Below are 22,171 nucleotides of genomic sequence, written 5' to 3' on the forward strand. Positions count from 1 at the left end.
AGTCAATCAAAAATCATGTTTCATTCGCACAAAACCGGCTTCCGTTTTTAGACGCAACCATCGCCTTGATGATAGCCAAACGGTTCAGGAAGAAATGCGATAATTCTGCATCGACGCTGCGGGAAAACTGAATCATGTCTCCACCGAATCTCGATATGGATGTGATGCGAACGCTGCTGGCCGCTCATCAATTGGGCAGCCTGAATCGCGCGGCGGAGCGCGTCGGCCGATCCCAATCCGCAATCAGTCAGCAAATCCGCAAGCTCGAGGAACAAGTCGGCCTGCCGCTGTTTCGCCGCCAAGGGCGCGGACTCGTGCTGACCGACGCGGGCGACGTGATCCTCTCCTATGCGAAACGCATTCTCGACCTCAACGACGAAGCCATACGCTCGGTGCGCGGCGCCGTGCTCGAAGGCAGCGTACGTTTCGGGCTGCCGGGCGATTTCGCGGAAACCTGGCTGCCCGCCGTCCTCGGCGCATTCAAGAAAACCCATCCCGCCGTGCGCGTCGAAGTTGCGGTCGAACCCAATCGCCTGCTGCTCGAACGTCTCGACAAAGGGGAGCTAGATCTGGTCCTCGCCCTCGATCATCAGACGCGCCCCGACGCCGAGCACGTCGCGCGGCTGCCGATGACCTGGATCGGTCCGGCGAACGTCGAACCCCTCTCGAGCTCCGACGGCCCGCTGGACCTCGCGCTCTACAATCCGCCCTGCCTGTTCCGCCGCATAGGCGTGCAGGCGCTCGACGACGCGAACGTCTCGTGGCGGCTTGCCTACACCACCGCGAGCCTGAACAGCCTGTGGGCGGGCGTCGCCGCGGGCCTCGGCATCACGCTGCGCACGGCCGCGGGCATTCCGTCCGCGCTGCGGCGGCTCGGTACGCAGGACGGCCTCCCGGAACTGCCTTCGGTCGACCTTTGCCTGCATGGTGCCCACCGGAAGCTGTCGCCCGCGCTCGATCAGCTCAAGCAGGTCGTGTTGAAAAGCGCTGCCGAGCATCTTGCAGCGTAACGCCCGGCATGGCGACAAGCCGCCGCCATGCCGTCCGCGCGGGCCGCGCCGGTTCCAGGCAGCGCTGTCATGCCGCACCGGCTACCGCTGCCGCGACGGCGGGCATGACCCGCTCGTCGAAGATGTCCGGAATGATGCAGCCGGCGTCGAGTTGATCCACGTCGACGAGGCCTGCCAGCGCGTGCACGGCGGCCAGTTTCATCGCGTCTGTGAAAGCCCGCGCGTGGCTGTCCAGCACGCCGCGGAAGAGCCCCGGATAGGCCAGCCCGCCGTCGATCTGGTTCGGCAGGTCGCTGCGGCCCGTCGCGACGATGGCCGACGTCGTCCGCAGGTCCGCCGGCAGAATTTCCGGCTCTGGATTCGCCAGCGCAAAGACGATCGGATCGCGCGCCATCGAGCCGATATCACCCGCCGTCACCACCCCCGGCCCCGACACGCCGAGAAACACGTCGGCCCCCGCCAGCAGGTCGCGCAACGTGCCGGTCTCGCACGCGTCGTTCGTATGCTCGGCAAACCACGCCTTCGCGATATTGAGATCGGCCCGTTCGCGATGGATCGCGCCGGCGCGGTCGCACGCGATCAGCCGCGCCACCCCGAGCTGCTTGAACAGCTTCGCGCAGCCGGTGCCGGCCGCTCCTGCCCCCACCATCACAACCTTGATTTCATCGATCCGCTTGCCAATTCGCTTCAGCGCATTGAGGAGCGCGGCACCCGCCGAAATCGCGGTCGCGTGCTGATCGTCGTGCAATACCGGAATGCCGAGCATCGACTCGAGCCGCGCCTCGATCTCGAAGCAGCGCGGCGCCGCGATATCCTCGAGCATCACCGCGCCGAAAGCCGGCGCGATGCGGGCCACGGTATCGACGATCTCGCCGCTGTCACGCGTGTCGACGCAGATCGGCACCGCGTTGATGCCTGCGAAACGGCGGAACACGAGCGACTTGCCCTCCATCACCGGAAGCGCGGCCTGCGGCCCGACGTCGCCGATGCCGGATACGGCCGTGCCGTCGGTCACGATCGCGACGGTGTTCTGGCGAATCGTATAGCGCCGGATCAGTTCCGGGTCGCGATGAATCGCTGCGGCGACTCGGGCGAAACCGGGCGTATAGACACGGGCGAGGTCTTCGCGGGTCTCGATGCCCACTCTGCCCGTCACCTGCAGCTTTCCGCCGAGATGCGCCTGAAACGCCGGATGAGATAGATCGATCATGAGCATGAGCTCTCGACTGGATTTGGACTGGATTGAGAAAAAACGCACCCTCCGGCGGCAAGCCGGCGGGCATCCGCTATTCGCGATAGCTGATCCGGAAACGCGCATCTGATTCGCGCTCGAGCAGTTCGACCGATTGCGCGAGCGTCTGTCTGTCGACTGCCCAGAGCGCGTCCATCACGCAGATCGCTCGATCCGAATCCTCGAGGGTGAGCCCCGGCTTGCCGTGCAGCTCGATCAAGTCGGGCGCGCATCCGGCCGGGTCATAGCCGATCGACTCGATCGTGCGGCCTTTTTCACCGTACTTGCTGACGAATACGGTGGCCCGCTGCTCGGCGGGATCGTCGAGGCGCGCGAGCTGCGACACGCGATCGATGAACGCGTGAAGCACCGCGCGCTCGGCGTCGTCCTTCAACAGCAGCGCCCGCAGCCACATCTCGAGCATCGACACGCCGGTCACGCGCTCGGTGCTGGCGTTGATCAGACTGCCGCCCATGCGCGGGTTGACCTCGATGATTTCCCAGCGCTGCTTCGCCTCCCAGTACTTCATCTCGACGTGATACGCGCCCTCCGTCAGACCGATGCGCGTCAGGCATTCGCAGACGAATCGCGCGCCTTCCAGCAAGGTGTCGCGCGGCAATGAAATCGGCGGCGAAATCGACATGCTTTCGAGCGTCGTTCGCCGCCGCCGTTCGACCCGCGCCTTCTCGTGAATGCAAACGACGCGCGGCTGCCCGGACGCGACGAGCTCGAAGCTGAATTCCGGCCCCTCGACGTATTCCTCCGCGAAGAAGCCGTACTTGCCCATGAAGATGGCCGACAGCTTTCGGTCGCCAAGCATCTGCGCGCGCATTCTCGGCAGATCGTCGAGATCGCGCGCGCTATCCAGAATGAAGCATCCGAACGACGCGGCGCCGCGCACCGGCTTGACGAACCAGCGGCGCGACGGGTCCAGATCGAGCCGCGCCGGGTCGCCGTCGGCGTCGGCGTCAAGCGGAATGCACTCGACAGCGCTCAATCCGGCACGGCGGAGAAAGTCCCGGCAGCGAAACTTGTCGAGCCCGAGCTCCAGCGCCTCGCGCGGCGCATCGCGCGTACCGAGCGCGCGATTCAAATCGGCCATCAGCAAGCGATAGCCCTCGAAAGTCGCGATGGCCGCCAGCAGCCGGTATCCGCGCCGCTCGAACGTCCGGACCGCCTCGTCGATGTCGGCCTGCGCAAGCTCGGCGCGCTCGGCGAGCACCCAGTCGTCGAGCAGCGGCTTGTTGCGATCGAACACATCCTGATCGGGCGGCAGCGAACTGATCGCGACGATCGCGATGTCGCGCGTGGCGAGCAGCGCATTCAGCTCGCGCGTAAACGAATTGCCCTGGTGCATCAACAAGACGATCGCGTCTTTCATTGCGCGGCCTCCCCAACCGGCCGGCGCGCATCGTGCATTTGCTGATACGCGCGCAGCGCATCGACGAGCAGGCCAGCTCCGTCACGGCACGGATCGACGACGGGCAAGCCGGTCTGTTCTTGCAGCCGCCGCACTTCGCTACGGTACGCGTCGTCGCTCAGGCCCGCGCTGTTGACGCTGATCGCCACGACCTTCGCTGGCCGTTCGAAAACCGTCAGCGCCTCGTTCAGACGGATCAGCTCCGGAAGCGGCCGAATCTTCGTATTCCAGACTTTCGTGCGCTCGAGCCCGAGCCGGTGGCAAAAGATCAACGCATGCGGCAAACCGCCATGCAGCAGCGCGAGCGCAATGCCGCTCGCGCCGATGTGATTGAGCGATCCCTGCCCTTCGAGCACGACCCAGTCGTTCCCGACGGCCGCGTCGAGCACCACCCTTTCCGCGGCGCCGGCGACGAAATCGCTCGGAATGCAATCGACGACGATCCCGGTGCCGGAGATCAGCATGCCGGTCTGCCCCGTCGCCGCGAATCCGGTGCGGATACCCCGTCGGTTCGCCTCGCGGGTAATCTCGAGCGCCGTGGTCTTTTTCCCGATATTCGAATCGCTGCCGCACGTGTGCGCAACGAAACAGTTCAGCTCGAGCACGCGCGCCTTGTTGAGCTCGAGCGGAACCGGCTCCTTCGTCTCCCAGATCACGATACCGGCCTCGTCCGCGGCTTTTGCGAGATCGGGATCGGTACGCAGTCTGAAATGGATGCTGTTGATCACATGCAGGCCGCGCTGCATCGCGATGCGAATCGGCTCCTTCCAGCCCGGCGGCAATTGCGCGGAATGCAGCCCCTTGCCGATGAACAGCACCTCCGGATCGAATTCCAGCGCGCGCTCGATGTCCGCCACGATCGGGATGTCGCCGCCGTAGCCGATCACCTCCTCCACGCGCTTGCCGGCCTGGGTGCTATCGATCACGGCGAGGCAGCGGTCGGGCCGGTAGCGAAGATACGACGCCGCGACCTTGCTCGTGAACAATCCGAAGCAACCTTCGGCAAAAACCACGCACTTCTTCGCGAGCAGTTCGGCATGAGATAAGGTTTGCATCCAGAGCCTCCATTGAACGGTCAAACGGAAAAGCGCTTTACGCGGGGACAGTTTCCAGCACGTATTGCGCCCTGATCGCGCTCATCGAAGCGAGCACCTGCGCTTCGCTGTCGCCTTCGACGAGAAAACGCCCGCCCTGCAGGTGCGTATAGCCGCCGCCGGTGTCGGCCAGCATCTCGCCCGCGGCGGGAACCAGCTCGCGATAGAGTCCCGGCACGCGTCCGATCAGGGAGGGTGCCGCGATCACCTTGCGCGGCAGCGGGCCCGGGCGCGGAATCGTCAGCCAGCCGCCGCTCGTGGCCGCCGGCCGCAGCGGCTGTATCGGGCGACCGAGCACGACGTCGACCCACATCCGGAACAGATTGACGCCGAAAACGCGATGCAGGACGTACGGCACGTCGGCGCCCGGCACGCGCGCACCGATTTCGAGAAAGGTGAGTTCGCCGTTGCGGTCGAACAACTCGAGATGGAATGCCGAACTGCGCAATCCGAGCGCCTGCAGACAGGCGGCCGCAAACGAGCGGCACGCGGCCGTCGCGGGCGATTCGGTCTGCACGACCGAGCCGAGCGGCGCGCCGGATTCGAAATCGAGGCAAGACGAGACATACCGGCTGACCGACGCGAACACGCTCCGCCCGGCGGCATCGACCACGCCGTCCACGTGGAGAATGTCGCCGTCGATATACTCCTCGATCTCGAACCCGCGAAGATCGCTCGTTTCGACGACGCGGCGCCACGCATCAGCGGACGCCACTTTCAGCACGCCTTTGCTCGACGCGCCGCGCACCGGTTTCAGAATCAGCGGAAATCCCAGTTCGAGCGCGCGCGCATCGACGTCGTCCGCTCCGTCACATGCGAACCACGCCGGCACGCGAATGCCCGCCGCCCGCAGCAACCGCTTCATCTCGGTCTTGTCGCGAAACCGGTCGACGTCGTCGGGCCAATGCCCCGGAATGCCGAAATGCGCCCTGACGACTGCCGCCGAATCGAGCAAATATTCCGAAAACGCCAGCACGTGCGTAATCGGCCCGTGGATGTCGATCACGCTCGCCACCCGCTCGAGCAACGCGCCGATATCGTCGAAATCGGCGACGGCATGCACGCGGCTGGGATCGGCCGTAGCCGGCACGCCGCGACGGCCCTCATCGTCGCACAGATAGCTGACATCGCAATGCGGCGCAACGATGTCGTCGTAGCAGCAGAGTTCATGATCCCACTGACGATCGTTCCGATACTGCGGCCAGCGGTTCATCACCAGGACATGCGGATTCATCGCGCCCTCGTCACTTTTGCGCTGCGGCCTGCACGTGCGTCGCGTATCCGCTCGAGCGAGTGTGCAGTTCGTCGGCGAGCAAGTGCTCGCCTTGCTGAAGCGCATAGAGCGAGTTGAAGGCCTTCTCCGTGATCGGCAGCGGGTATTCCCCGGCCTCGCTCAGCGCGACCGGACGGCGCTGCCCGCGCAGCAGATAGGTTCCCGGCTCGTTGTGCGCGGCATGCGGCCCGTAGTAGATCGGCAGCGCGTCGGCGGCGCGGTACGCGGGAATGAAGCAGCGGCGATAGTGTTCCGAGCGATTCGAGTCGGAACGATGCAAAGCCTTGCAATGCAGGAAGACCACCGTGCCAGCGCCGCCGGAGGCCGTCATCTCCGTACACCCCGCCGGCAGATTCGCGAGGGCGACCTTGCCGCGAAAATAGCCGTGCTCCGTATGATCGTAGATCGACGCGCGATGCGAGCCGGCCAACACGCGCAGGCATGCATTGTCCTCGCCGGCGTCGTCGAGGTAGACGAGACACGCGACCAGTTTCGGGTTCGTATGCGGATAATAGGAAAAATCCTGGTGCCACTCGACAGGTGAACCAACGCGCGGCCCCTTCATGTTGAGCTTGCTGTGGTGAAAGACGATATCCGGCCCGATCAGCGATTCGAGCCGATCGACGATGCGCGGGTCCTCTTGTATCGCACGAAAGGCGGCGTGGCGCTTCGACGGTTCCCAGATGCGCCGGATGATCGACGGATCATCCGGCTCCAGTTCCGCGACTTCGCGCAAGTCGTTGGCAGCGCCAATGATCTCGGCGATCGCCGCATGCATCGACGCGAGTGCTTCGGCGTCCAGCAAATCGCGGACGACGAGAAAACCGTTCTCGTCGAACGCGGCCACTTCTTCATCGGAAAGGTGAAATGACATGTCGCGCCCTCGCTGAGTAATCGAATCTGACTGTTTGTCCGTCTCGCTGCTTGCCTGCTGAAACCCATCGTATCGCCGCGCCCACCGCGCCGACAGCTAGACGAAGGTATAGCGCGCCCGCCGGCACGCAAGCGGGCGGCGGAGAACCGCGTGCAGTCACACGCGCCAAAGACCGCCGAGTCGAGCCGTGGCTTCGCACTCGTCACCCGTCTCTACGAATCGAATCGTGATGAAGCGCCGACGCGCGATGCGCGGTGAACGTCGAGAAAAACAGAGAGGTGAGCCGTCGATGCGCGGGCCCTCAGCCGCGCAAGCGCTGCGGGCCGATAGGCCGATTCGCGGCACACGCGCGAGGCGATGGAGGATCACCCGTGCATGTAAGGTGGCAAGATGCCCGCTTCTTCGAGACGATTGGCGAAACGGCGAAAGCTTGCGCGGGACACTGCGCGCTATATCGCCGAGCCCGTCTCCCACCCGTTTTCGGACCGTAACCGACGAGCGACCGGAGCGCGGAGCTTGGGCGAGCGCCCCGTCACGCGCCGAATCAGAATTCGTCGCGCCGGGCTTTCAACCCACCCACTCCCCCAAAATCAAAGCCCCTGGAATCGACCGATTACCAGGGGCTTCATCTTCACTACTTAGCCAGCCACTTGGCGCAGCTTCTCCGCGCACAAGTCACCACCACCTGGCCGGCATCCATCGAAGCGCCCGCCTGCCGTCATCACTGCCAGCATTCGCGCGATCCGAACCGAACAAGAAGCCCACGCCCGCCACGAGCCCGAACCCCTTGCCAAGCCGGAATCCCGGTCCCCGTACCGGATTCTCGGCTTGCAATGCCGCCCCCCCTCGCCTTCGACCTCGCCCGCAAGTCGCCGCAGGCAAGACGGCAGCGCGCCGCCGCCTCTCTCCAATCGAAGACGAAAGACCTTGCGCGCCGTCGCCGATCGTCGCCCGAAGCGAGCCCGCCGGCGGCGCGCGCACCCCGCGTCAGTTGACCTGCAATTGCCCGCCGCGCCCGAGCCCGCCCTTCACGTCCTGCGCCTTGCAATTGCGCACCGCGACGACGAACTTGTTCCATGCGTCGATGAGAACGCGACCACGGTCGCCTTGCCTTCCGGCGTCGTCGAACTCCCCTCGGCCGCCGCGATCCGCACCGCCGAGCGGATGTCGAACAGCGTCAGCATGACGACCGACGCTTTCGTCTTCACACCGCCCGCAAGCATCGACACCGCGCTGTCGCCGGTCAGCCCGCCGATCATGCTGCCGATGCCGCCGACCGGCGAATCGTCGATCACGATCTGCGGGTCCATGCAGTAATCGGCCGCGACGCGCTGCCCCTTGTGCTGCTTCGAGCCCGCGCGGTATTCGCCGGAATTGCGCTGCAAGCCGGTGATCCGCATCAGGCGCGCGTCGCGCTTCGGATTGCCGATCGACGTGATGACGAAGCGGCTCGACCGCTGCACGGCGAGGCGCAGCAGCGGATCGATGCTCGTCACCTTCGTCGCGCTGCCGAACGGCCCCCACCAGTCCGCATTGCGCCCGCCGTCTTGAGAATGAGTGGGGGGAAAAGATGGTCTTCATGTCGTTATCGATGTCGCTGGTCTTTGTTTTCGGCTTGCGCGTTCGTGCGAACCCTGTTAAGCCACCTCGGCAAAGCGCGCGATGAGTTGGTCTCCTGCGATCGCCCCGTTGACGCCGGCACACGGTCAATACCAGGACCAGTCCGTCTGTCGCCAGACGCCGAGGTACGGATAGCCCGAATACCAGTAGCCGTATAGACGTCACGCCATTGCGTGCGTCACTTGCAATCCTCTTCGTCCGCGCGCGTGCGCGCCCATCTCTTCGAGGCCGAACAGATAGAAGACGCCGAGCGCCTGGTAGCTGTCCTGCCGAACGCCGTCGCCGCGGAAGTAGCGCAGGCTCAGGTCGTAAGCCGCCTTCGGCTCGGTTTTCGCGCGCTCCTTCAGCGCCGCGATCCGCGGGTCCTCCTGCTCGGCATCGTCCTTTTTCGACTCATAGGACATCTGATTTTTAAGGCCGATCGAAGCAGCCGTGATCGTCGCATATCCGTGCCATGTCGCTCGCGGACGGATTCTGCGCATACGCGGCCAGCCACAACAGCAGCGACGACGCGAACAAACGGCAGCGCATTTGGGCGTGACCTCGAGTCTTTTTTGAGCTGCAAATTGAAATCGCTCGAACCCGCACCAAGCCATACCGCCCGACGCAGCGGATGCGACGCCGCCATCATCGGACGCTATTGCACAAGACCTCTCTCAGGTTCCCCTTGTCTAGTCGTTCGGCCCGACGCACCCGTTTTTTCTTTCGCGTCGGAAGCCGACATCGCCATGTATCGCCATGTATCGCCCGTCATCGGACATGACGCATCGAACAATGGTGACGCAGAACGTCATAATAATGCAGAAAATTGGCATGTCAAGCCAATTCAAACGAAACAAATTTGCATATCACGTCACTTTTGTTATTCTTCCACCAAAATCCACCGAGGAGCGCACCGAAATGACCCATCCCGATTCGGCCAACGCCGACTTGATCACCGCCACCAAAGTCCGCGATCTCCTCACTCGGACGGGCATTGCGCCGCGCAGTCACAACACGACGATCGCCAACATCCTCGGCCTGAGTTTTTCCGTCGTCACGCGCAAGATGAAAGGGCAGATTCCGTGGAATCTGTCGCAGCTTCAGGACATCGCGTCGTACTTCGGCGTGCCGCCCGCGATCCTGCTCGACGACAAGGGCGCCTCGCCGAATCCGGCCGTCGACATGCACGACGCGACGCTCGTCATCGAGACGCGGCGCTTCCGGTGTCGCGCGGCGATCGCGACGAGGACAAGCAGCCAGGCCGATTCGGATTTCGTCGCGCTCCAGTGGCAGGACAGTTGGGTCGTCTACGAAAGGAAGCACGCGCCCGAAGGCCGCGCTTATCCGGTCGACGTGATCGAGCTGCGCTCGAGCGAAAGCAGCGCGTACGAAGTGCGGATCGCGGTCGTCGACGACTCGCCCGACGTCGCCGAAACGATCTGCGAGTACTTCGCCGAAAAGGGCGTCGCCGCGATCGCGTATTACGACAGCGCTTCGTTTCGCCAGGCGCTGGCAGTCGAGGACTTCGACGGATACATTCTCGACTGGATGCTCGGCGCGGAAACCGCCGCGCATCTCGTGCGCGGCATCCGCGCGAGCGAAAATGCCGATGCGCCGATCTTTCTGCTGACCGGAAAGATCTCGACCGGCGAGGCGAGCGAAGACGAGATCGCGGAAATCGTGTCGAGCTTCAATGCCCGCTGCGAGGAGAAGCCGGTCAGGCTGCCGATCCTGTTCGCCGAGGTCGCGCGCGCGCTGAAGATTGCGTATCCGCCCAACGCGCAGGCGAGTTGAACCACCACTTTGCGAGGAGAAACCATGCGGATTTCGACGAACTGGATAAAGAGCCTCGCGCTGGCGCTGCTGCTTGGCGTCGCGCTCTCGTCTCACGCTGCCCCGTTCAAGTTCACCGTCGACGGCAACATCAAGCACGCCAATCAGACGGGACGCCGTGCGTATGTCTTTTCCGAAGCGGCGCTGCTGGCGCTGCCGCAGCATTCGATCACGACGTCCACGAGCTGGACGCCGAAGGCGACGTTCACCGGCCCGCGCCTGAGCGACATCCTGAAGACCGTCGGCGCGACCGGCACGCAAATCGAGTTCCATTGCATCGACGAATACACGTTCACGATTCCCGCCTCCGACGCCGACAAATACGGCGTGATCCTCGCGCGGACGATGAACGGCAAGGTGCTCGACAACAATAACTACGGGCCGCTGTGGATCATGTATCCGCGCGACCAGTTCCCCGATGAGCTGAAGACGCCGATCAGCGAAGCGAAGTTCGCATGGCAGATCATCGGACTCACGGTGAAATGAGCCAGGTCAAATGGCGAAACGAAAAAATCATCGTCACCCTGGGATCCTTGTGGATTCTGGGCTTCGCCGCGTGGGCGTTCCTGCTGTACGACCTGCTCGGAACGTCCGTCAAGGAAGGCATTCTGGAAGGCCCGCGCGAAGGCGTGTTCTGGACCGCCGCGCAATACCGGAACTCGTTCAGCCGGTTCGACCGGCAACTGATTCTCTATGCGGCCCGCCAGGATCGCGACTTCGACAACGTGCTGCTTCAGTTCGACAGCCTCGAGGCGTCGTTCGGCTTCCTCGAGCGGCCGTCCGAAGTCTCCGCGTACTGGCTGAGCATCCCGAAGGCCCGTGACGACATCGCCGGGTTGTCCCGCTTCATGGCGAGCCTGCGTCGCGACGTTCCGGCGCTGCGCGAGCGCCCCGACGAGGCGAAGCGCGTGCAGGAAGACCTCGCCCGGCACTGGCCCAAGGTGAACGCGCTCGCGAATTATTTTCGCGCGATCGAAATGGAGCAGCGCGACTTCACGTTTCATCAATTGAAGGAGAAGCGCCGCGCGATCGTCATGCTGGGCGGCGTGCTCGGCGTCATTCTCGGCGCGCTGTTCCTGCTGCTGTTCTACACGATACGCACGCGCGGCAGTCTGCTCGAGCAGCAGCAGGCGGCGCTCGACGCGGAACGCAAGGCGTCCGATCGCGCATTCGAGATGATCGCCGCGAAGAACGCGTTCCTCGGCATGGTCAGCCACGAACTGCGCACGCCGTTGCAGGCGATCTGCGGTTCGATCGAAGTGTTGCTCGCACGGCCCCAGTCCGACGCGAACATGAAGACGATCAAGCGCCTGCAGAACTCGGCCGCATCGCTCGAAGCGCAGGTGAAGGACCTGACCGACTACATCAAGCTCCGGTCGACGAATCGGTCGGTTCAGTCGGAGACCGTCGAGGTCGCGCCGCTGCTCGCCGACGTCGTCGATCCGCTGCGCGGCAGGATCCGCGACAAGCACCTGGGTGCGTCGCTGCGCGTCGAGCCGCCCGGGCTCGTCGTGAAGTCGGACCGCAAGCTGATCCAGCAGATCGTGTCCAACCTCGTCGAAAACTCGATCAAATACACGCACAGCGGAACGATCGCGATCTCCGCGGAGCTGGCCGGCACGCCCGCCAGTCGAACGATGAAAATCACGGTGCGCGACACCGGCGTCGGCATCGCGAAAAATCTGCTGTCGAAGATCTTCGAGCCGTTCTTTCGCGTGAACGATCCGGGCGTGCGTCATGTCGACGGCATCGGGATGGGGCTCGCGGTCGTCCAGGAGCTCGTCGTCGCGCTGCGCGGGCATGTCGACGTTCGCAGCGCCGTCGGCGAGGGCAGCGAATTCGTCGTCACGCTGCCGGTCGAGCTGCCCGGCAGCGCAGACGCGCCCGATAACGACGCGCAGCCGTCATTGCAGATGCCGCATCGCGATCTGCGCGCGCTCGTCGTCGACGACAACGAGAACGCGCGCGAAACGCTCGGCGCGATGCTGACGGCGCTCGGCATCCAGGTGGATTTGCGCGCCACCGGTAGGGACGGTCTGCGGTGCTTCGGCGAATGCCGGCATGACATCGTCGTGCTGGATCTGGAATTGCCCGACATCAGCGGCTTCGAAGTGGCCGAGCAGATTCGCTGGGCGACGTCGCCCGACGCGGCGGCGAAGACGGCGATACTCGGCGTGAGCGCGTATGAATCGGCGATGCTCGCGGGCGACCACGCGATCTTCGATGCATTCATCCCCAAGCCGATTCATCTGGACACGCTCAGCGGCATCGTGAACCGGCTGCGGCGCTGAAAAGCCGGGCCACCCGCGCCAACGCCCGGCTCCGCCACGCCGCGACGCGCCACTACGCCGCGACCTGCCTGCGCTGCGCCGGCTTCTCGCGCGCCGCGACGCTGCTGCGCCAGTCTTCGCCGCCTTCGAGCGCGGGCGTCGAGTCGAACAGCTCGGCGATCCAGTCGGCGAACACGCGGACCTTCGCGGACAGATGCCGGTTGTCCGGATAGACGATCGAGATCGGCTTCGGCTTCGGATTGAAGCCCGGCAGCACCTCCAGCAGCGTGCCGTCGAGCAGGTGCGGCAGCACCATGAAGAGCGTCGGCTGGATCATCCCGAAGCCTTCGACGCCGCAGGTCACGTAGGCATCCGAATCGTTGACCGTCACGGCGCCGTTCATCCTGACCTCGACCGGCCTGCCGTCGATCACGAACACCCACGGCACCGGCCGCGAACCGTGGCTCGCGCGGAAATTCACCGCATGATGCGCGGCCAACTCCGCGATCTCCACGGGCTCGCCGAAGCGCTTCAGGTAGTCGGGCGACGCGCAGGTGACGCGCTTGAGCATCCCGATGCGCCGCGCGACCATCGACGAATCCTCGAGCGGCCCGACGCGGATCATGCAGTCGATCCCCTCTTCGACCGGATCGACGGGGCGGTCGGACAGCCCCAGATCGAGCACGATGTCCGGGTAGCGCTGGCGGAAGATCGGCAGCGCGGGAATCACGAGCCGCCGGCCGAGCGAGCTCGGCATGTGCACGCGCAGCGCGCCGCTCGGCTTGCGGTTGCCGACCTGAAAGCTCGCGTCCGTCTCCGCGATCTCGGTGATGATCTTGATGCAATGCTCGTAATACGCGGCGCCTTCCGGCGTCAGCGACAGCCGGCGCGTCGTCCGATGCATCAGGCGCACGCCGAGCAGCGCCTCGAGATTCTGGATGATCGTCGTCACCGACGCGCGCGGCATCCCGAGCGTCTCCGCGGCCCGCGTGAAGCTGTTCGCATCGACCACGCGGGTGAAGACCTCCATTGCCTGAATGCGGTCCATGCCCTTCCCCTTCGAATCGCCAACAAAACAGAATAGAGCACGCGGCGGCCCGGATTCAAGCCGCTTCGCGACTATTCGCTTTCGCCGAATAGTCGAACGTTTCGCACGCCGCGCGTTCGCAACGCACGCGCCGGCTCAGGCGTCGGCGTCGACATCGGCGATGCCGCGGGCGCGCGCCCGCCCGATCGTTCGCATCTTGAATCAACGCACGAAGCGTAACGTGTGCTCGGCCGGCCCCGGCAGCAGCGGCAGCGGCTCGCCCTTCACCCATGCGTCGTGCCCCGCGAGGAAGAACGGGCTGAGCGGATGCCCGCTCTGTCCGCCCGGCATGTTGAAGAGGCCGCGCTCCTCGTGCCCCGGCGACACGACGATCCGCTCCGATTGCCCGAACTTCGGCGCGGCGACGCGCGGCATGTTCGCGTCGCCCGGCACCGGATCGGCGGGCGCGGACAGCCAGCGTCCGACGAGCGGCACGCTGCGCGCGAACGGATGCGCGATCCGCAGCGTGTTGCGCTCGCCCCAGGTTGCGTCGGCGAGCGGCGCGCCCTTCGCGGTCAGCGCCGCGATCGTCCGGTCGATCGCGGCGAGCTGCACGTCGCGCCAGCTCGCCGCGTCCGCGGGCAGCCACGCGGCCGGCTGCTCGTCGAGCAGCCGCGCGATCACGGCAGGCCAGCGCGGATTCGCCAACGCGTAATCGGCGTCGCGCTGCTGCTGCTTCAGGCGCGCGTCGAGGCCGCCGAACAGCACGTCGTAGAGCCGATATAGATAGCCGCGCGCGAGCGTGTAGCCGACCGAGTCGACGCTCGCCCGCCCCGTCCAGCCGCTCGCGAGCAGCCGGCGGAATTCCGCGCGCGCCGGATGGCCGGCGAGCGCCGCTTCGTCGAGCACGCGCAGCGCCCGATCGCGCCAGGGCGACATGAAAAGCGCGCGATCGTCGAGATCGAGCCGGTACGCAGCACGCTCGCCGGTGCGCCCGAGCGCCGTCAGGCCGTCGCGCAACTGGCTCGCGCGCGCGCCGAGATCCGCGCCGCCGTCGCCGATCAGCCGGTATGCGTCGCCCGCGAGCTGCCGGTTGTTCGCGGTCCACAACTGGCCGGCCGCCGGATCGACGATGCGTGGATGCGCGTCGGGCGGCAATACCGTCCGCCACGACGGCGCGCCGCCGTTGCCGGACGCGTCGGCTCCGCCCCGCCCTCGCCCCTGCCCCCGGCGATCGGGCAGCGCGCCCGCGACCGTCCAGCCGATGCGCCCCGCGCTGTCGCCGATCACGATGTTCTGCGCGGGCAGGCCCGCCGCGGCGGCGACGCCGATCGCGTCCTCGACGCCCGCCGCATCGATCATTTTCGCGAAGGCGAGATTCGCCGCGCCGCTCGCCTGCGCGATCCAGTGCGCCGCGTAGGCCTTGCCGCCGATGTCGCGCACGGGGCCCGCCGTCGTGTCGAGCACGGTCAGCGCGACGGGCGCCGCGCCGTGCACGCGTATCGTCTCGACGGTCTCGCGCGCGGTCTGCCATGCGCCGCCGAGCCTGAAGCGATTCGGATCGCGAACGTCGCGCTCGAGCGGCAGCAGTTCGAGGCAGTCCGCATAGCCGTTCGTGAAGCCCCAAGCGATGCGCCCGTTGCTGCCGACGACGACGGCGGGCAAGCCGGGCAGCGTCACGCCGACGACGCGCATGGCCGCCCCCGCGCCGCCGCCCAGCTTGAACATCGCGCGGTACCAGATGTTCGGCAAGCCGAGCGACAGATGCATGTCGTCGCCGACGATCGCTGCGCCGCTCGCCGTGCGGCCGCCCGCGATCACCCAGTTGTTGCTGCCGACCGACGTTTGCGCGTCGACCGACACGCTGCTGATCGACGCCGCCGGCCGCGCGTCGCGCAGCCAGGCCGGCGCGGTCGCGCTCACCGGCGCGCCCGGCGCGGCGATGCCCGGCGCATCAAGCGGCGCGTCGAGCGGCGCATCGAAGCGGCTCGACGCCGGCAGCAGAAACGCGAGCTGCCCGGGCGTCGAATGCGCTTGCAGCCAATGTCGCGCGAACGCGCGCGACGCGAGCTTGCCCTGCAGGTCGAAGTACATCGCCCAGATCACGAGCAGCGAATCCTCGGGCCGCCATCGCTGTGGCTGCATGCGCAGCAGCGCGTATTCGAACGGCCGCGCGCGCAGCGCGGCGAGCCCGTCGTTCACGCCCTGCGTGTAGCGTTGCAGCAGGCGCAGATCGTCGGGCGGCAAATGCGCGACGGCGGCGGCCGCAAGCGCGCGGAAGCGGTACAGGCGATGGTCGCGATCGACGTCGAGCGCGATCGGCCCGAACAGCTCCGACAGCTCGCCCGCACCGCTTCGGCGCAGCATGTCCATCTGGAAGAAGCGGTCCTGCGCATGCAGGTAGCCGATTCCGTAAGCGGCGTCGAACCGGTCGCGCGCGGCGATCGTCGGCACGCCGAGCGCGTCGCGCTCGGCCGTCATCGACGCGCCGAGCATGGGCGCGCGAACGTCGCCGTCGAGCTGCGGCAGGCTCGCGCGCAGGTAAGCGGCAGCGCCCGCGATCGCAAGCAGCAGACAGAGCAGGATCAGGCCCGACAGGATCTTCAGGCGGCGCTGCATGCGGTTCCGGGTCGAAGCCATGATTTGCGCGAGTCCGTAGGTTGCGCCGGCGCGCCGGCAGGTTGGGCGGCCTTCGCCGCTCGTCGATATCGGTCGTCTCGAACCGCTCGATCGCGTCGCGTGCCGTCCGCGCGACCTGCCCCCGAATATTCTGCAGCGGCGGCGCTTCCGTCAAGGCGTCGCGTGCGTTCGCCGCCCGCTTCCGCCCGCCGCGAATATCGGCATTCGACGTTCGCGACCGGTTTCGCATTCGCGCGCCAATCGGACGATAGATAATCAATCGCCGTCTCCGAATGTTCCAATTCGATGACCGCCGCCGGCGCGCTTCGATACCGGCGGAATAACGGTTGCGATAATTCGTGATTGCGCAGACAATCTGCCGGACATGAATCCGGGCCGGACAGCGTCGCCTCCACGATTGCCGCGACGACTGTTTTCAGACATTAAAAATACCTTTCACATCATGCGGCTGCACGATTACGCGGAATGTTCATCCTCGTCGCCCGCCAATCCTGGTTTGATGAAGCGCGTGAAACGCATGCCGATTCGAGCGCGAGGCGGCAATGATGCAGCCATTTGGCGCGTATCCCGGCGATGACGGCAAGGTTTTCCCGTTCGCTGCGCCGCGATGCGCCGATGCGATGCGCGCCGACCGGCCTCACCCGGACCGCCTCTTGCCGATGAACGACCTCCTTCCCTACTACGAACGCGAAATCGCGCTGCTGCGGCACTCGGTGCGCGAATTCGCGATCCGCCATCCGAAGATCGCGACGCGCTTCGGCATCGCCGACGGCCAGACCGACGACATGCACGTCGAGCGCATGCTCCAGTCATTCGCGCTCCTCGGCGCGCAGATCGGCGAGGCGCTCGACGACGAGTATCCGGAGTTCACCGAAGCGCTCGTCGAAACCGTGTGCCCCGACTATCTGCGCCCGTTTCCCGCGTGCTCGATCGCGCAGTTCGACGCGGCTTCGCTGTTCAGCCAGTTGACGGAGGGCGTGACGATCGAGCGCGGCACCACGCTCGAGAGCCGCATCGGCGCGAACCGGTTCCGCACCGCCTACGACGTGGCGCTCGCGCCCGTGTCGATCGTCGACGCGCGCTTTCGTCCGGCGTCGGCCGCGCCGTCCGCCGCGCAAATGCCGCCGTCGTCGGCAGGCATCGTGTCGATCACGTTCGATGCGCTGACCGCGCAGCCGGTGCTCACGGCGCTGCGCGCGCGCAGCCTGCGCGTGCACCTGCACGGCGACGCGCCGCTCGTCGCCGCGCTCGCCGACACGCTCGCGATGCGCACGCCGGCCGCGTTCATCGAGCTCGACGGCGACGGGCGCTGGAAGCCGCTATCGAAGGTGCCGCTCGCGCCCGTCGGATTCGCCGACGAGGACGCGCTGCTCGATCCCGGGTGCAGCGCGTCGCCGTTCCGGCTGCTGATGGAATATTTCGCATTCCCGGCGAAATTCGATTTCGTCGACATCGACGTCGCGCGCATCGCACGCGCGGCGGGGCCGTGCCGGCGCCTGTCGCTGCACTTGCCCGTCGTCGACGTCGCGCCGGATTCGCAGCACGCGCGCGCGCTCGACACGCTCGCCGCGTCGAACCTGCGCCTGTTCTGTACGCCGATCGTCAATCTGTTCAGCCAGGACGCGATGCCGATTTCGCTGCGCGACGCCGCGACCGCGTACCCCGTCACGCCGCAGGCGCTGAAATCGAACGGCATCGAGGTGCGCTCGATCGACGCGGTGCGCATCGCGCGCGAAGGCGAGCAAGGCGCGAGCGTCGACGTGACGCCGTACCGCTCGCTGCTGCACGGGCAGCGCGGCCGCAAGGAGCCTGTCCATTGGGTCGCGGCGCGCGACCGCTTCGCGCACGGCGCGCAGCCGGCGGCGCCCGCGGCGCTTGCGCTCGTCGACGCCGACGGCGCGCCCGTCAGGCCGCGCGCCGATCAGTTGAACGTCGAGCTGACCTGCACGAACGGCGACTATCCGCAGACGCTGCCGATCGGCGACGCCGAAGGCGATCTGCTCAACGAGAAGGACAATCTGCCGGGCCGGATCGCGCTCCTGCGCCGGCCGACGCCGGCCCGCCGGTTTGCGCGCGACCACGGCGCGCTGTGGCGCATGATCGCGGCGATGACGCCGCACGCGCTGCTGCTGCAACCGTCGGGGCTCGGCGCGCTGAAAGCGCTGCTCGTCCAGTACGCGACGCGCTCGTCGGGCGCGGTGCCGCAAATCGACGCGATCGCGAATCTCGATCACAAGGCCGCCGTGCGCTGGATGGCCGTGAAACCGATGCCGACGTTCGTGCGCGGCATCGAAATCGCGCTGACGCTGAACGAGGCCGCCTTCGTCACGAGCAGCCTGAAGGCGTTCGTCGACGTGATGGACAGCTTCTTCGCGCTGCATGCGCCGCCGAACGGTTTCATCCAGCTCGTCGTGTATTCGCGCGACACGGGCCGCGAGCTGCATCGATGCGAGCCGCGCAGCGCGATCGCGCAGCTCGTGTAGCGGCACGTCGTCGCCCGCGCGGCCCGGTCAAGCCGTCACGGCCGTCACACGCGCGCAAACGGCGCCACATCGCGTCCGTTCGCCCGGATCGCGCGCGACGCCCCATTTCCGGGCGCAGCGGCCCTTCAAGCCGCAAGCCGCGCGAAAGCGGAAACGTTGCCAGCGACTGTGGTTTTTCAGAGTCAACCCGTACAGTGACTTGCGCGATTCGGTACTAAACTTATCGAAATGGCCGCGGCACGTGCCGCGGCCCGCCGGGAGACGCCGCCATGAATCGGCCGCTGATTCGGATTGCGCTTCGCCCGACCGGAACGCTGTCGTTCTGGAAGGGATTCAAATGGTCAGTGATCGTGATCGTCGCGATCGCGCTTGCGATCGTCGCACGCCTGGTCCAGATCGAAATCGAAACCTCCCGGCTGCAGGCGCGCTTCTTGTCTGAACTGACGCGCGACGTCGGCTATAGCGTCGACGAAGGCGCGAGCAACCGCATCCGCTTCCCCGACAACGGCCCGTACGACCTGCGCCTCGGCTACGCGCTGCTGCCGTCGTTCCAGGCGCGGCTGCTGTCGCGCGGCTTCGTCGTCGCGGCGCAGGCGCGCGCGTCCGACCGGATGCTGTCGCTCGCCGACGAGCGCCTGTTCCTGCCATACGACGAAAAGGATCAGGCCGGCCTGTCGATCGTCGACTCGACGGGCTCGCCGCTCTTCGACGTCACCTATCCGCACCGCGTGTACGGCGACTTCGAGACGATCCCGCCGCTCGTCGTGCAGTCGCTTCTCTTCATCGAGGATCGCTACCTGCTCGACCCGAGCCAGCCGAACCGCAATCCGGCGATCGACTGGGGGCGCTTCAGCCGCGCGCTCGCCGACCAGGGGCTGCGCTTCGTGGACCGCCATCAGGCGACGCCCGGCGGCAGCACGCTCGCGACGCAGCTCGAGAAATTCCGCCACTCGCCCGACGGCCGCACCGCGACGCCGCCCGAGAAGCTCCGGCAGATCGCGTCGGCTTCGGTGCGCGCGTATCTGAACGGCCCGCAGACGATGGCCGCGCGCCAGGCGATCGTCGTTCACTACCTGAACTCGGTGCCGCTCGCCGCGCGCGCGCGCGTGGGCGAAGTCACGGGCATCGGCGACGGCCTCGCCGCGTGGTACGGGCGCGACTTCCAGGAAGTGAACCGCCTGCTCGCCGCGCCGGCGACGCCCGAGAACGTCGCCGCGCAAGGCACCGCGTTCCGGCAGGTGCTCTCGCTGATGATCGCGCAGCGCGCGCCGTCGTACTTCCTGAATCGCGGCTACCCGACGCTGCAGCGCCTCACCGACAGCTACCTGCGCCTGCTCGCGACGGGCGGCGTGATCACGCCGGCGCTGCGCGACGCGGCGCTTGCCGCGCACATCGAGCGCAGCGCGGCGCCCGCCGCCGCCGACGCCGACGCGCGCTCGTTCGTCGCGCGCAAGGCGGTGACGTCCGCGCGCTCGCACCTGCTCGGCGCGCTCGGCATCGACAACGTCTATCAGCTCGACCGGCTCGACCTGCGCGCGACCGACACGCTGAACAACAAGGTGCAGCAGGCGGTCGCGGCGGGCCTCGCGCGCGCCGCGACGCGCGACGGCGCGCGCGAAGCGGGCCTCTACGGCTTCGAGATGCTGCGCCCGGGCGACGATCCGTCGAAGATCCAGTACAGCTTCACGCTGTACGAACGCCGCAACGGCGCGAACCTGCTGCGTGTGCAGACCGACAGCGTCGACCAGCCGTTCGACATCAACCAGGGCGCGCGCCTGAATCTCGGTTCGACCGCGAAGCTGCGCACGATCGTCACGTATCTGCAGATCATCTCCGAGCTGCACACGCGCTACGCGAACCTGAGCGCGGCCGAGCTCGCGAAGGTGAAGCCCGATCCGACCGACGCGCTCACGCGCTGGGCGCTCGACTATCTCGCGCACACGCAGGACCGTTCGCTGCAGGCGATGCTCGCCGCGTCCGTCGAGCGCAAGTACTCGGCGAGCCCGGGCGAGACGTTCTACACGGGCGGCGGCGCGCAGAGCTTCACGAACTTCGACAAGTCGGACAACGGCAGGATCCTGACCGTGCACGTCGCGTTCCAGGCCTCGGTGAACCTCGTGTTCGTGCGGCTGATGCGCGACATCGTCCATTACGAGATGATCCGCACGAGCGGGCCGTCGTCGTCGTGGCTCGACGATCCCGCGCAGCGGCAGCGCTATCTGATGCGCTTCGTCGATTCCGAGAGCCGCGTATACGTGAAGCGCTTCTACGCGAAGTACGCGGGCAAGCCCGACGACGACGCGCTCTCCGCGATGCTCGAGAACGTGCGCAAATCGCCGCCGCGCGTCGCGACGGTACTGCGCAGCGTCGCGCCCGAAGCGCCGCGCGCGTGGTTCGACGCGAAGATGCGCGGGACGCTGCACGGCACGCCGGCCGCCGCGAAGCTGTCGGACGACGCGCTCGACAAGCTCTACACGAAGTACGCGATCGACCGCTTCAACCTCAACGACCGCGGCTACATCGCGGGCATCCACCCGCTCGCGCTGTGGACGCTCGCGTATCTGCGCAAGCATCCGGACGCGTCGCTCGACGACGTGCAGAAGGCGAGCCGCGACGCGCGGATCGCCTCGTATTCGTGGCTCTTCAAGACGCGCTATCACGCGACGCAGGACCGCCGCATCAAGCGGATGGTCGAGCTGCGCGCATACGACGCGATCGGCGATTCGTGGCGCGCGCTCGGCTATCCGTTCGATCACCTGACGCCGTCGTACGCGGCCGCGATCGGCGCGTCGGGCGATCAGCCGGCCGCGCTCGCGAAGCTCGTCGGCCTGATCGCGAACAATGGCGCGAAGGTGCCGAACGAGCGGATCTCGTCGCTCGAGTTCGCGCACGGCACGCCGTACGAGACGCGCTTCGTCCGCGCGGCCGCGCAGCCGCAACCGCTGCTGTCGCCGGAGATCGCGAATCAGGTGCACATGCTGCTCGGCGACGTCGTGCAGAAAGGCACGGGGCGCCGCCTCGCGCAGGGCCTCACGTTCCCGGACGGCGAGACGCTGCCCGTGTACGGCAAGACGGGCACGGGCGACCAGCGCTTCAACGTGTACGCGCGCGGCGCGCGCCTCATCGAATCGCGCAAGGTCAATCGCAGCGCGACGTTCGCGTTCTCGCTCGGCGACCGGTTCTTCGGCGTGCTGACCGCCTACACGCACGAGCCGTATGCGGCGCGCTACGACTTCACGAGCGCAATGGCGGTGCAACTGCTGAAATCGCTCGCGCCGGCGCTGCAGCCGCTGATGGCCGCGCCCGCGCAGCCGGGCGCGAACGCCGCCCCTAACGGCTCGCCCGCGCAGGCGGCCGCCCACGGCTGAGCGGCGCAAGACGGCTCCACGCCGCGCCGCGCGCCGCCTTCCGCTG

The 22,171-nt window shown here is 66.7% G+C and carries 14 protein-coding genes and 2 pseudogenes; 6 read left to right on the plus strand and 10 right to left on the minus strand.

Annotated features, from left to right (window positions below; translation table 11 throughout):
* Positions 1-13: 13 nt before the first annotated feature.
* A complete protein-coding gene (locus tag AQ610_RS37910; protein ID WP_006024670.1) occupies positions 14-136 on the minus strand; it encodes a hypothetical protein in 123 nt (40 codons plus the stop codon).
* Between AQ610_RS37910 and AQ610_RS15320 the strand changes: the two genes are divergently transcribed.
* On the plus strand, positions 135-1,010 hold the full coding sequence (locus AQ610_RS15320; protein ID WP_015601957.1) for a LysR substrate-binding domain-containing protein: 876 nt from the start codon (positions 135-137) through the stop codon (positions 1,008-1,010). The genes AQ610_RS37910 and AQ610_RS15320 overlap by 2 nt on opposite strands.
* A gap of 67 nt (positions 1,011-1,077) precedes the next feature.
* On the opposite strand, the gene AQ610_RS15325 is transcribed toward AQ610_RS15320, so the two are convergent.
* From AQ610_RS15325 to AQ610_RS38160, 7 genes and pseudogenes are all read right to left on the minus strand, one after another.
* Positions 1,078-2,226, minus strand: a complete 1,149-nt coding sequence (locus AQ610_RS15325) for an NAD(P)-dependent malic enzyme (RefSeq protein ID WP_006024667.1) — start codon at positions 2,224-2,226, stop codon at positions 1,078-1,080.
* 70 nt (positions 2,227-2,296) lie between these two features.
* Entirely contained in the window at positions 2,297-3,622 is a 1,326-nt protein-coding gene (locus AQ610_RS15330; RefSeq protein WP_009916518.1) for an ATP-grasp domain-containing protein, read from the minus strand.
* On the minus strand, positions 3,619-4,716 hold the full coding sequence (locus tag AQ610_RS15335) for an N-acetyltransferase DgcN family protein (RefSeq protein ID WP_006024665.1): 1,098 nt from the start codon (positions 4,714-4,716) through the stop codon (positions 3,619-3,621). Before AQ610_RS15335 ends, AQ610_RS15330 begins: the two co-directional genes overlap by 4 nt.
* Positions 4,717-4,753: 37 nt before the next feature.
* Complete coding sequence (locus tag AQ610_RS15340) at positions 4,754-5,989, minus strand: ATP-grasp domain-containing protein (protein ID WP_006024664.1); 1,236 nt, start codon at positions 5,987-5,989, stop codon at positions 4,754-4,756.
* 10 nt (positions 5,990-5,999) lie between these two features.
* The gene (locus tag AQ610_RS15345) at positions 6,000-6,902 is read right to left on the minus strand and encodes a phytanoyl-CoA dioxygenase family protein (protein WP_006024663.1); all 903 of its coding nucleotides are present in this window, start codon (positions 6,900-6,902) and stop codon (positions 6,000-6,002) included.
* Between the two features lie 987 nt (positions 6,903-7,889).
* A pseudogene (locus tag AQ610_RS15350) lies at positions 7,890-8,461 on the minus strand (hypothetical protein); the annotation flags it as partial.
* Positions 8,462-8,608: 147 nt separating this feature from the next.
* Positions 8,609-9,053: pseudogene (locus tag AQ610_RS38160) on the minus strand (sel1 repeat family protein).
* A 369-nt stretch (positions 9,054-9,422) separates the two neighbouring features.
* On the opposite strand from AQ610_RS38160, the gene AQ610_RS15360 reads away from it, so the two are divergent.
* From AQ610_RS15360 to atsR, 3 genes are read left to right on the plus strand one after another with little or no spacing between them, the layout of a single operon-like run.
* Positions 9,423-10,298 (plus strand): helix-turn-helix domain-containing protein, encoded by an 876-nt coding sequence (locus AQ610_RS15360; protein ID WP_009916514.1) that lies wholly within the window; start codon positions 9,423-9,425, stop codon positions 10,296-10,298.
* A 24-nt stretch (positions 10,299-10,322) separates the two neighbouring features.
* Positions 10,323-10,823, plus strand: coding sequence for a putative pterin-binding protein (locus AQ610_RS15365; RefSeq protein WP_006024658.1), 501 nt, complete (start codon positions 10,323-10,325; stop codon positions 10,821-10,823).
* Positions 10,820-12,628: a hybrid sensor histidine kinase/response regulator AtsR gene (gene atsR, locus AQ610_RS15370; protein ID WP_006024657.1), complete on the plus strand. Its 1,809-nt coding sequence runs from the start codon at positions 10,820-10,822 to the stop codon at positions 12,626-12,628. Before AQ610_RS15365 ends, atsR begins: the two co-directional genes overlap by 4 nt.
* 52 nt (positions 12,629-12,680) lie before the next feature.
* Here atsR and AQ610_RS15375 read toward each other — a convergent pair whose 3' ends face one another.
* A complete protein-coding gene (locus AQ610_RS15375; RefSeq protein WP_006024656.1) occupies positions 12,681-13,655 on the minus strand; it encodes a LysR family transcriptional regulator in 975 nt (324 codons plus the stop codon).
* 201 nt (positions 13,656-13,856) lie between these two features.
* Positions 13,857-16,274: a penicillin acylase family protein gene (locus tag AQ610_RS15380; RefSeq protein ID WP_043282020.1), complete on the minus strand. Its 2,418-nt coding sequence runs from the start codon at positions 16,272-16,274 to the stop codon at positions 13,857-13,859.
* A gap of 659 nt (positions 16,275-16,933) precedes the next feature.
* Between AQ610_RS15380 and tssF the strand changes: the two genes are divergently transcribed.
* Both tssF and AQ610_RS15390 read left to right on the plus strand, forming a co-directional pair.
* Positions 16,934-18,757, plus strand: a complete 1,824-nt coding sequence (tssF, locus tag AQ610_RS15385) for a type VI secretion system baseplate subunit TssF (protein WP_043282163.1) — start codon at positions 16,934-16,936, stop codon at positions 18,755-18,757.
* A 269-nt stretch (positions 18,758-19,026) separates the two neighbouring features.
* Positions 19,027-22,125, plus strand: coding sequence for a transglycosylase domain-containing protein (locus AQ610_RS15390; RefSeq protein ID WP_006024651.1), 3,099 nt, complete (start codon positions 19,027-19,029; stop codon positions 22,123-22,125).
* Positions 22,126-22,171: the final 46 nt, after the last annotated feature.

The organism is Burkholderia humptydooensis (assembly GCF_001513745.1).
GTDB lineage: Bacteria > Pseudomonadota > Gammaproteobacteria > Burkholderiales > Burkholderiaceae > Burkholderia > Burkholderia humptydooensis.

Excerpts from the sequence above, each read along its gene's own strand:
- AQ610_RS15320 (WP_015601957.1), top strand. The coding sequence starts at position 135 with ATGTCTCCACCGAATCTCGATATGGATGTGATGCGAACGCTGCTGGCC.
- AQ610_RS37910 (WP_006024670.1), bottom strand. The coding sequence starts at position 136 with ATGATTCAGTTTTCCCGCAGCGTCGATGCAGAATTATCGCATTTCTTC.
- AQ610_RS15325 (WP_006024667.1), bottom strand. The coding sequence starts at position 2,226 with ATGCTCATGATCGATCTATCTCATCCGGCGTTTCAGGCGCATCTCGGC.
- AQ610_RS15330 (WP_009916518.1), bottom strand. The coding sequence starts at position 3,622 with ATGAAAGACGCGATCGTCTTGTTGATGCACCAGGGCAATTCGTTTACG.
- AQ610_RS15335 (WP_006024665.1), bottom strand. The coding sequence starts at position 4,716 with ATGCAAACCTTATCTCATGCCGAACTGCTCGCGAAGAAGTGCGTGGTT.
- AQ610_RS15340 (WP_006024664.1), bottom strand. The coding sequence starts at position 5,989 with ATGAATCCGCATGTCCTGGTGATGAACCGCTGGCCGCAGTATCGGAAC.
- AQ610_RS15345 (WP_006024663.1), bottom strand. The coding sequence starts at position 6,902 with ATGTCATTTCACCTTTCCGATGAAGAAGTGGCCGCGTTCGACGAGAAC.
- AQ610_RS15360 (WP_009916514.1), top strand. The coding sequence starts at position 9,423 with ATGACCCATCCCGATTCGGCCAACGCCGACTTGATCACCGCCACCAAA.
- AQ610_RS15365 (WP_006024658.1), top strand. The coding sequence starts at position 10,323 with ATGCGGATTTCGACGAACTGGATAAAGAGCCTCGCGCTGGCGCTGCTG.
- atsR (WP_006024657.1), top strand. The coding sequence starts at position 10,820 with ATGAGCCAGGTCAAATGGCGAAACGAAAAAATCATCGTCACCCTGGGA.
- AQ610_RS15375 (WP_006024656.1), bottom strand. The coding sequence starts at position 13,655 with ATGGACCGCATTCAGGCAATGGAGGTCTTCACCCGCGTGGTCGATGCG.
- AQ610_RS15380 (WP_043282020.1), bottom strand. The coding sequence starts at position 16,274 with ATGGCTTCGACCCGGAACCGCATGCAGCGCCGCCTGAAGATCCTGTCG.
- tssF (WP_043282163.1), top strand. The coding sequence starts at position 16,934 with ATGAACGACCTCCTTCCCTACTACGAACGCGAAATCGCGCTGCTGCGG.
- AQ610_RS15390 (WP_006024651.1), top strand. The coding sequence starts at position 19,027 with ATGAATCGGCCGCTGATTCGGATTGCGCTTCGCCCGACCGGAACGCTG.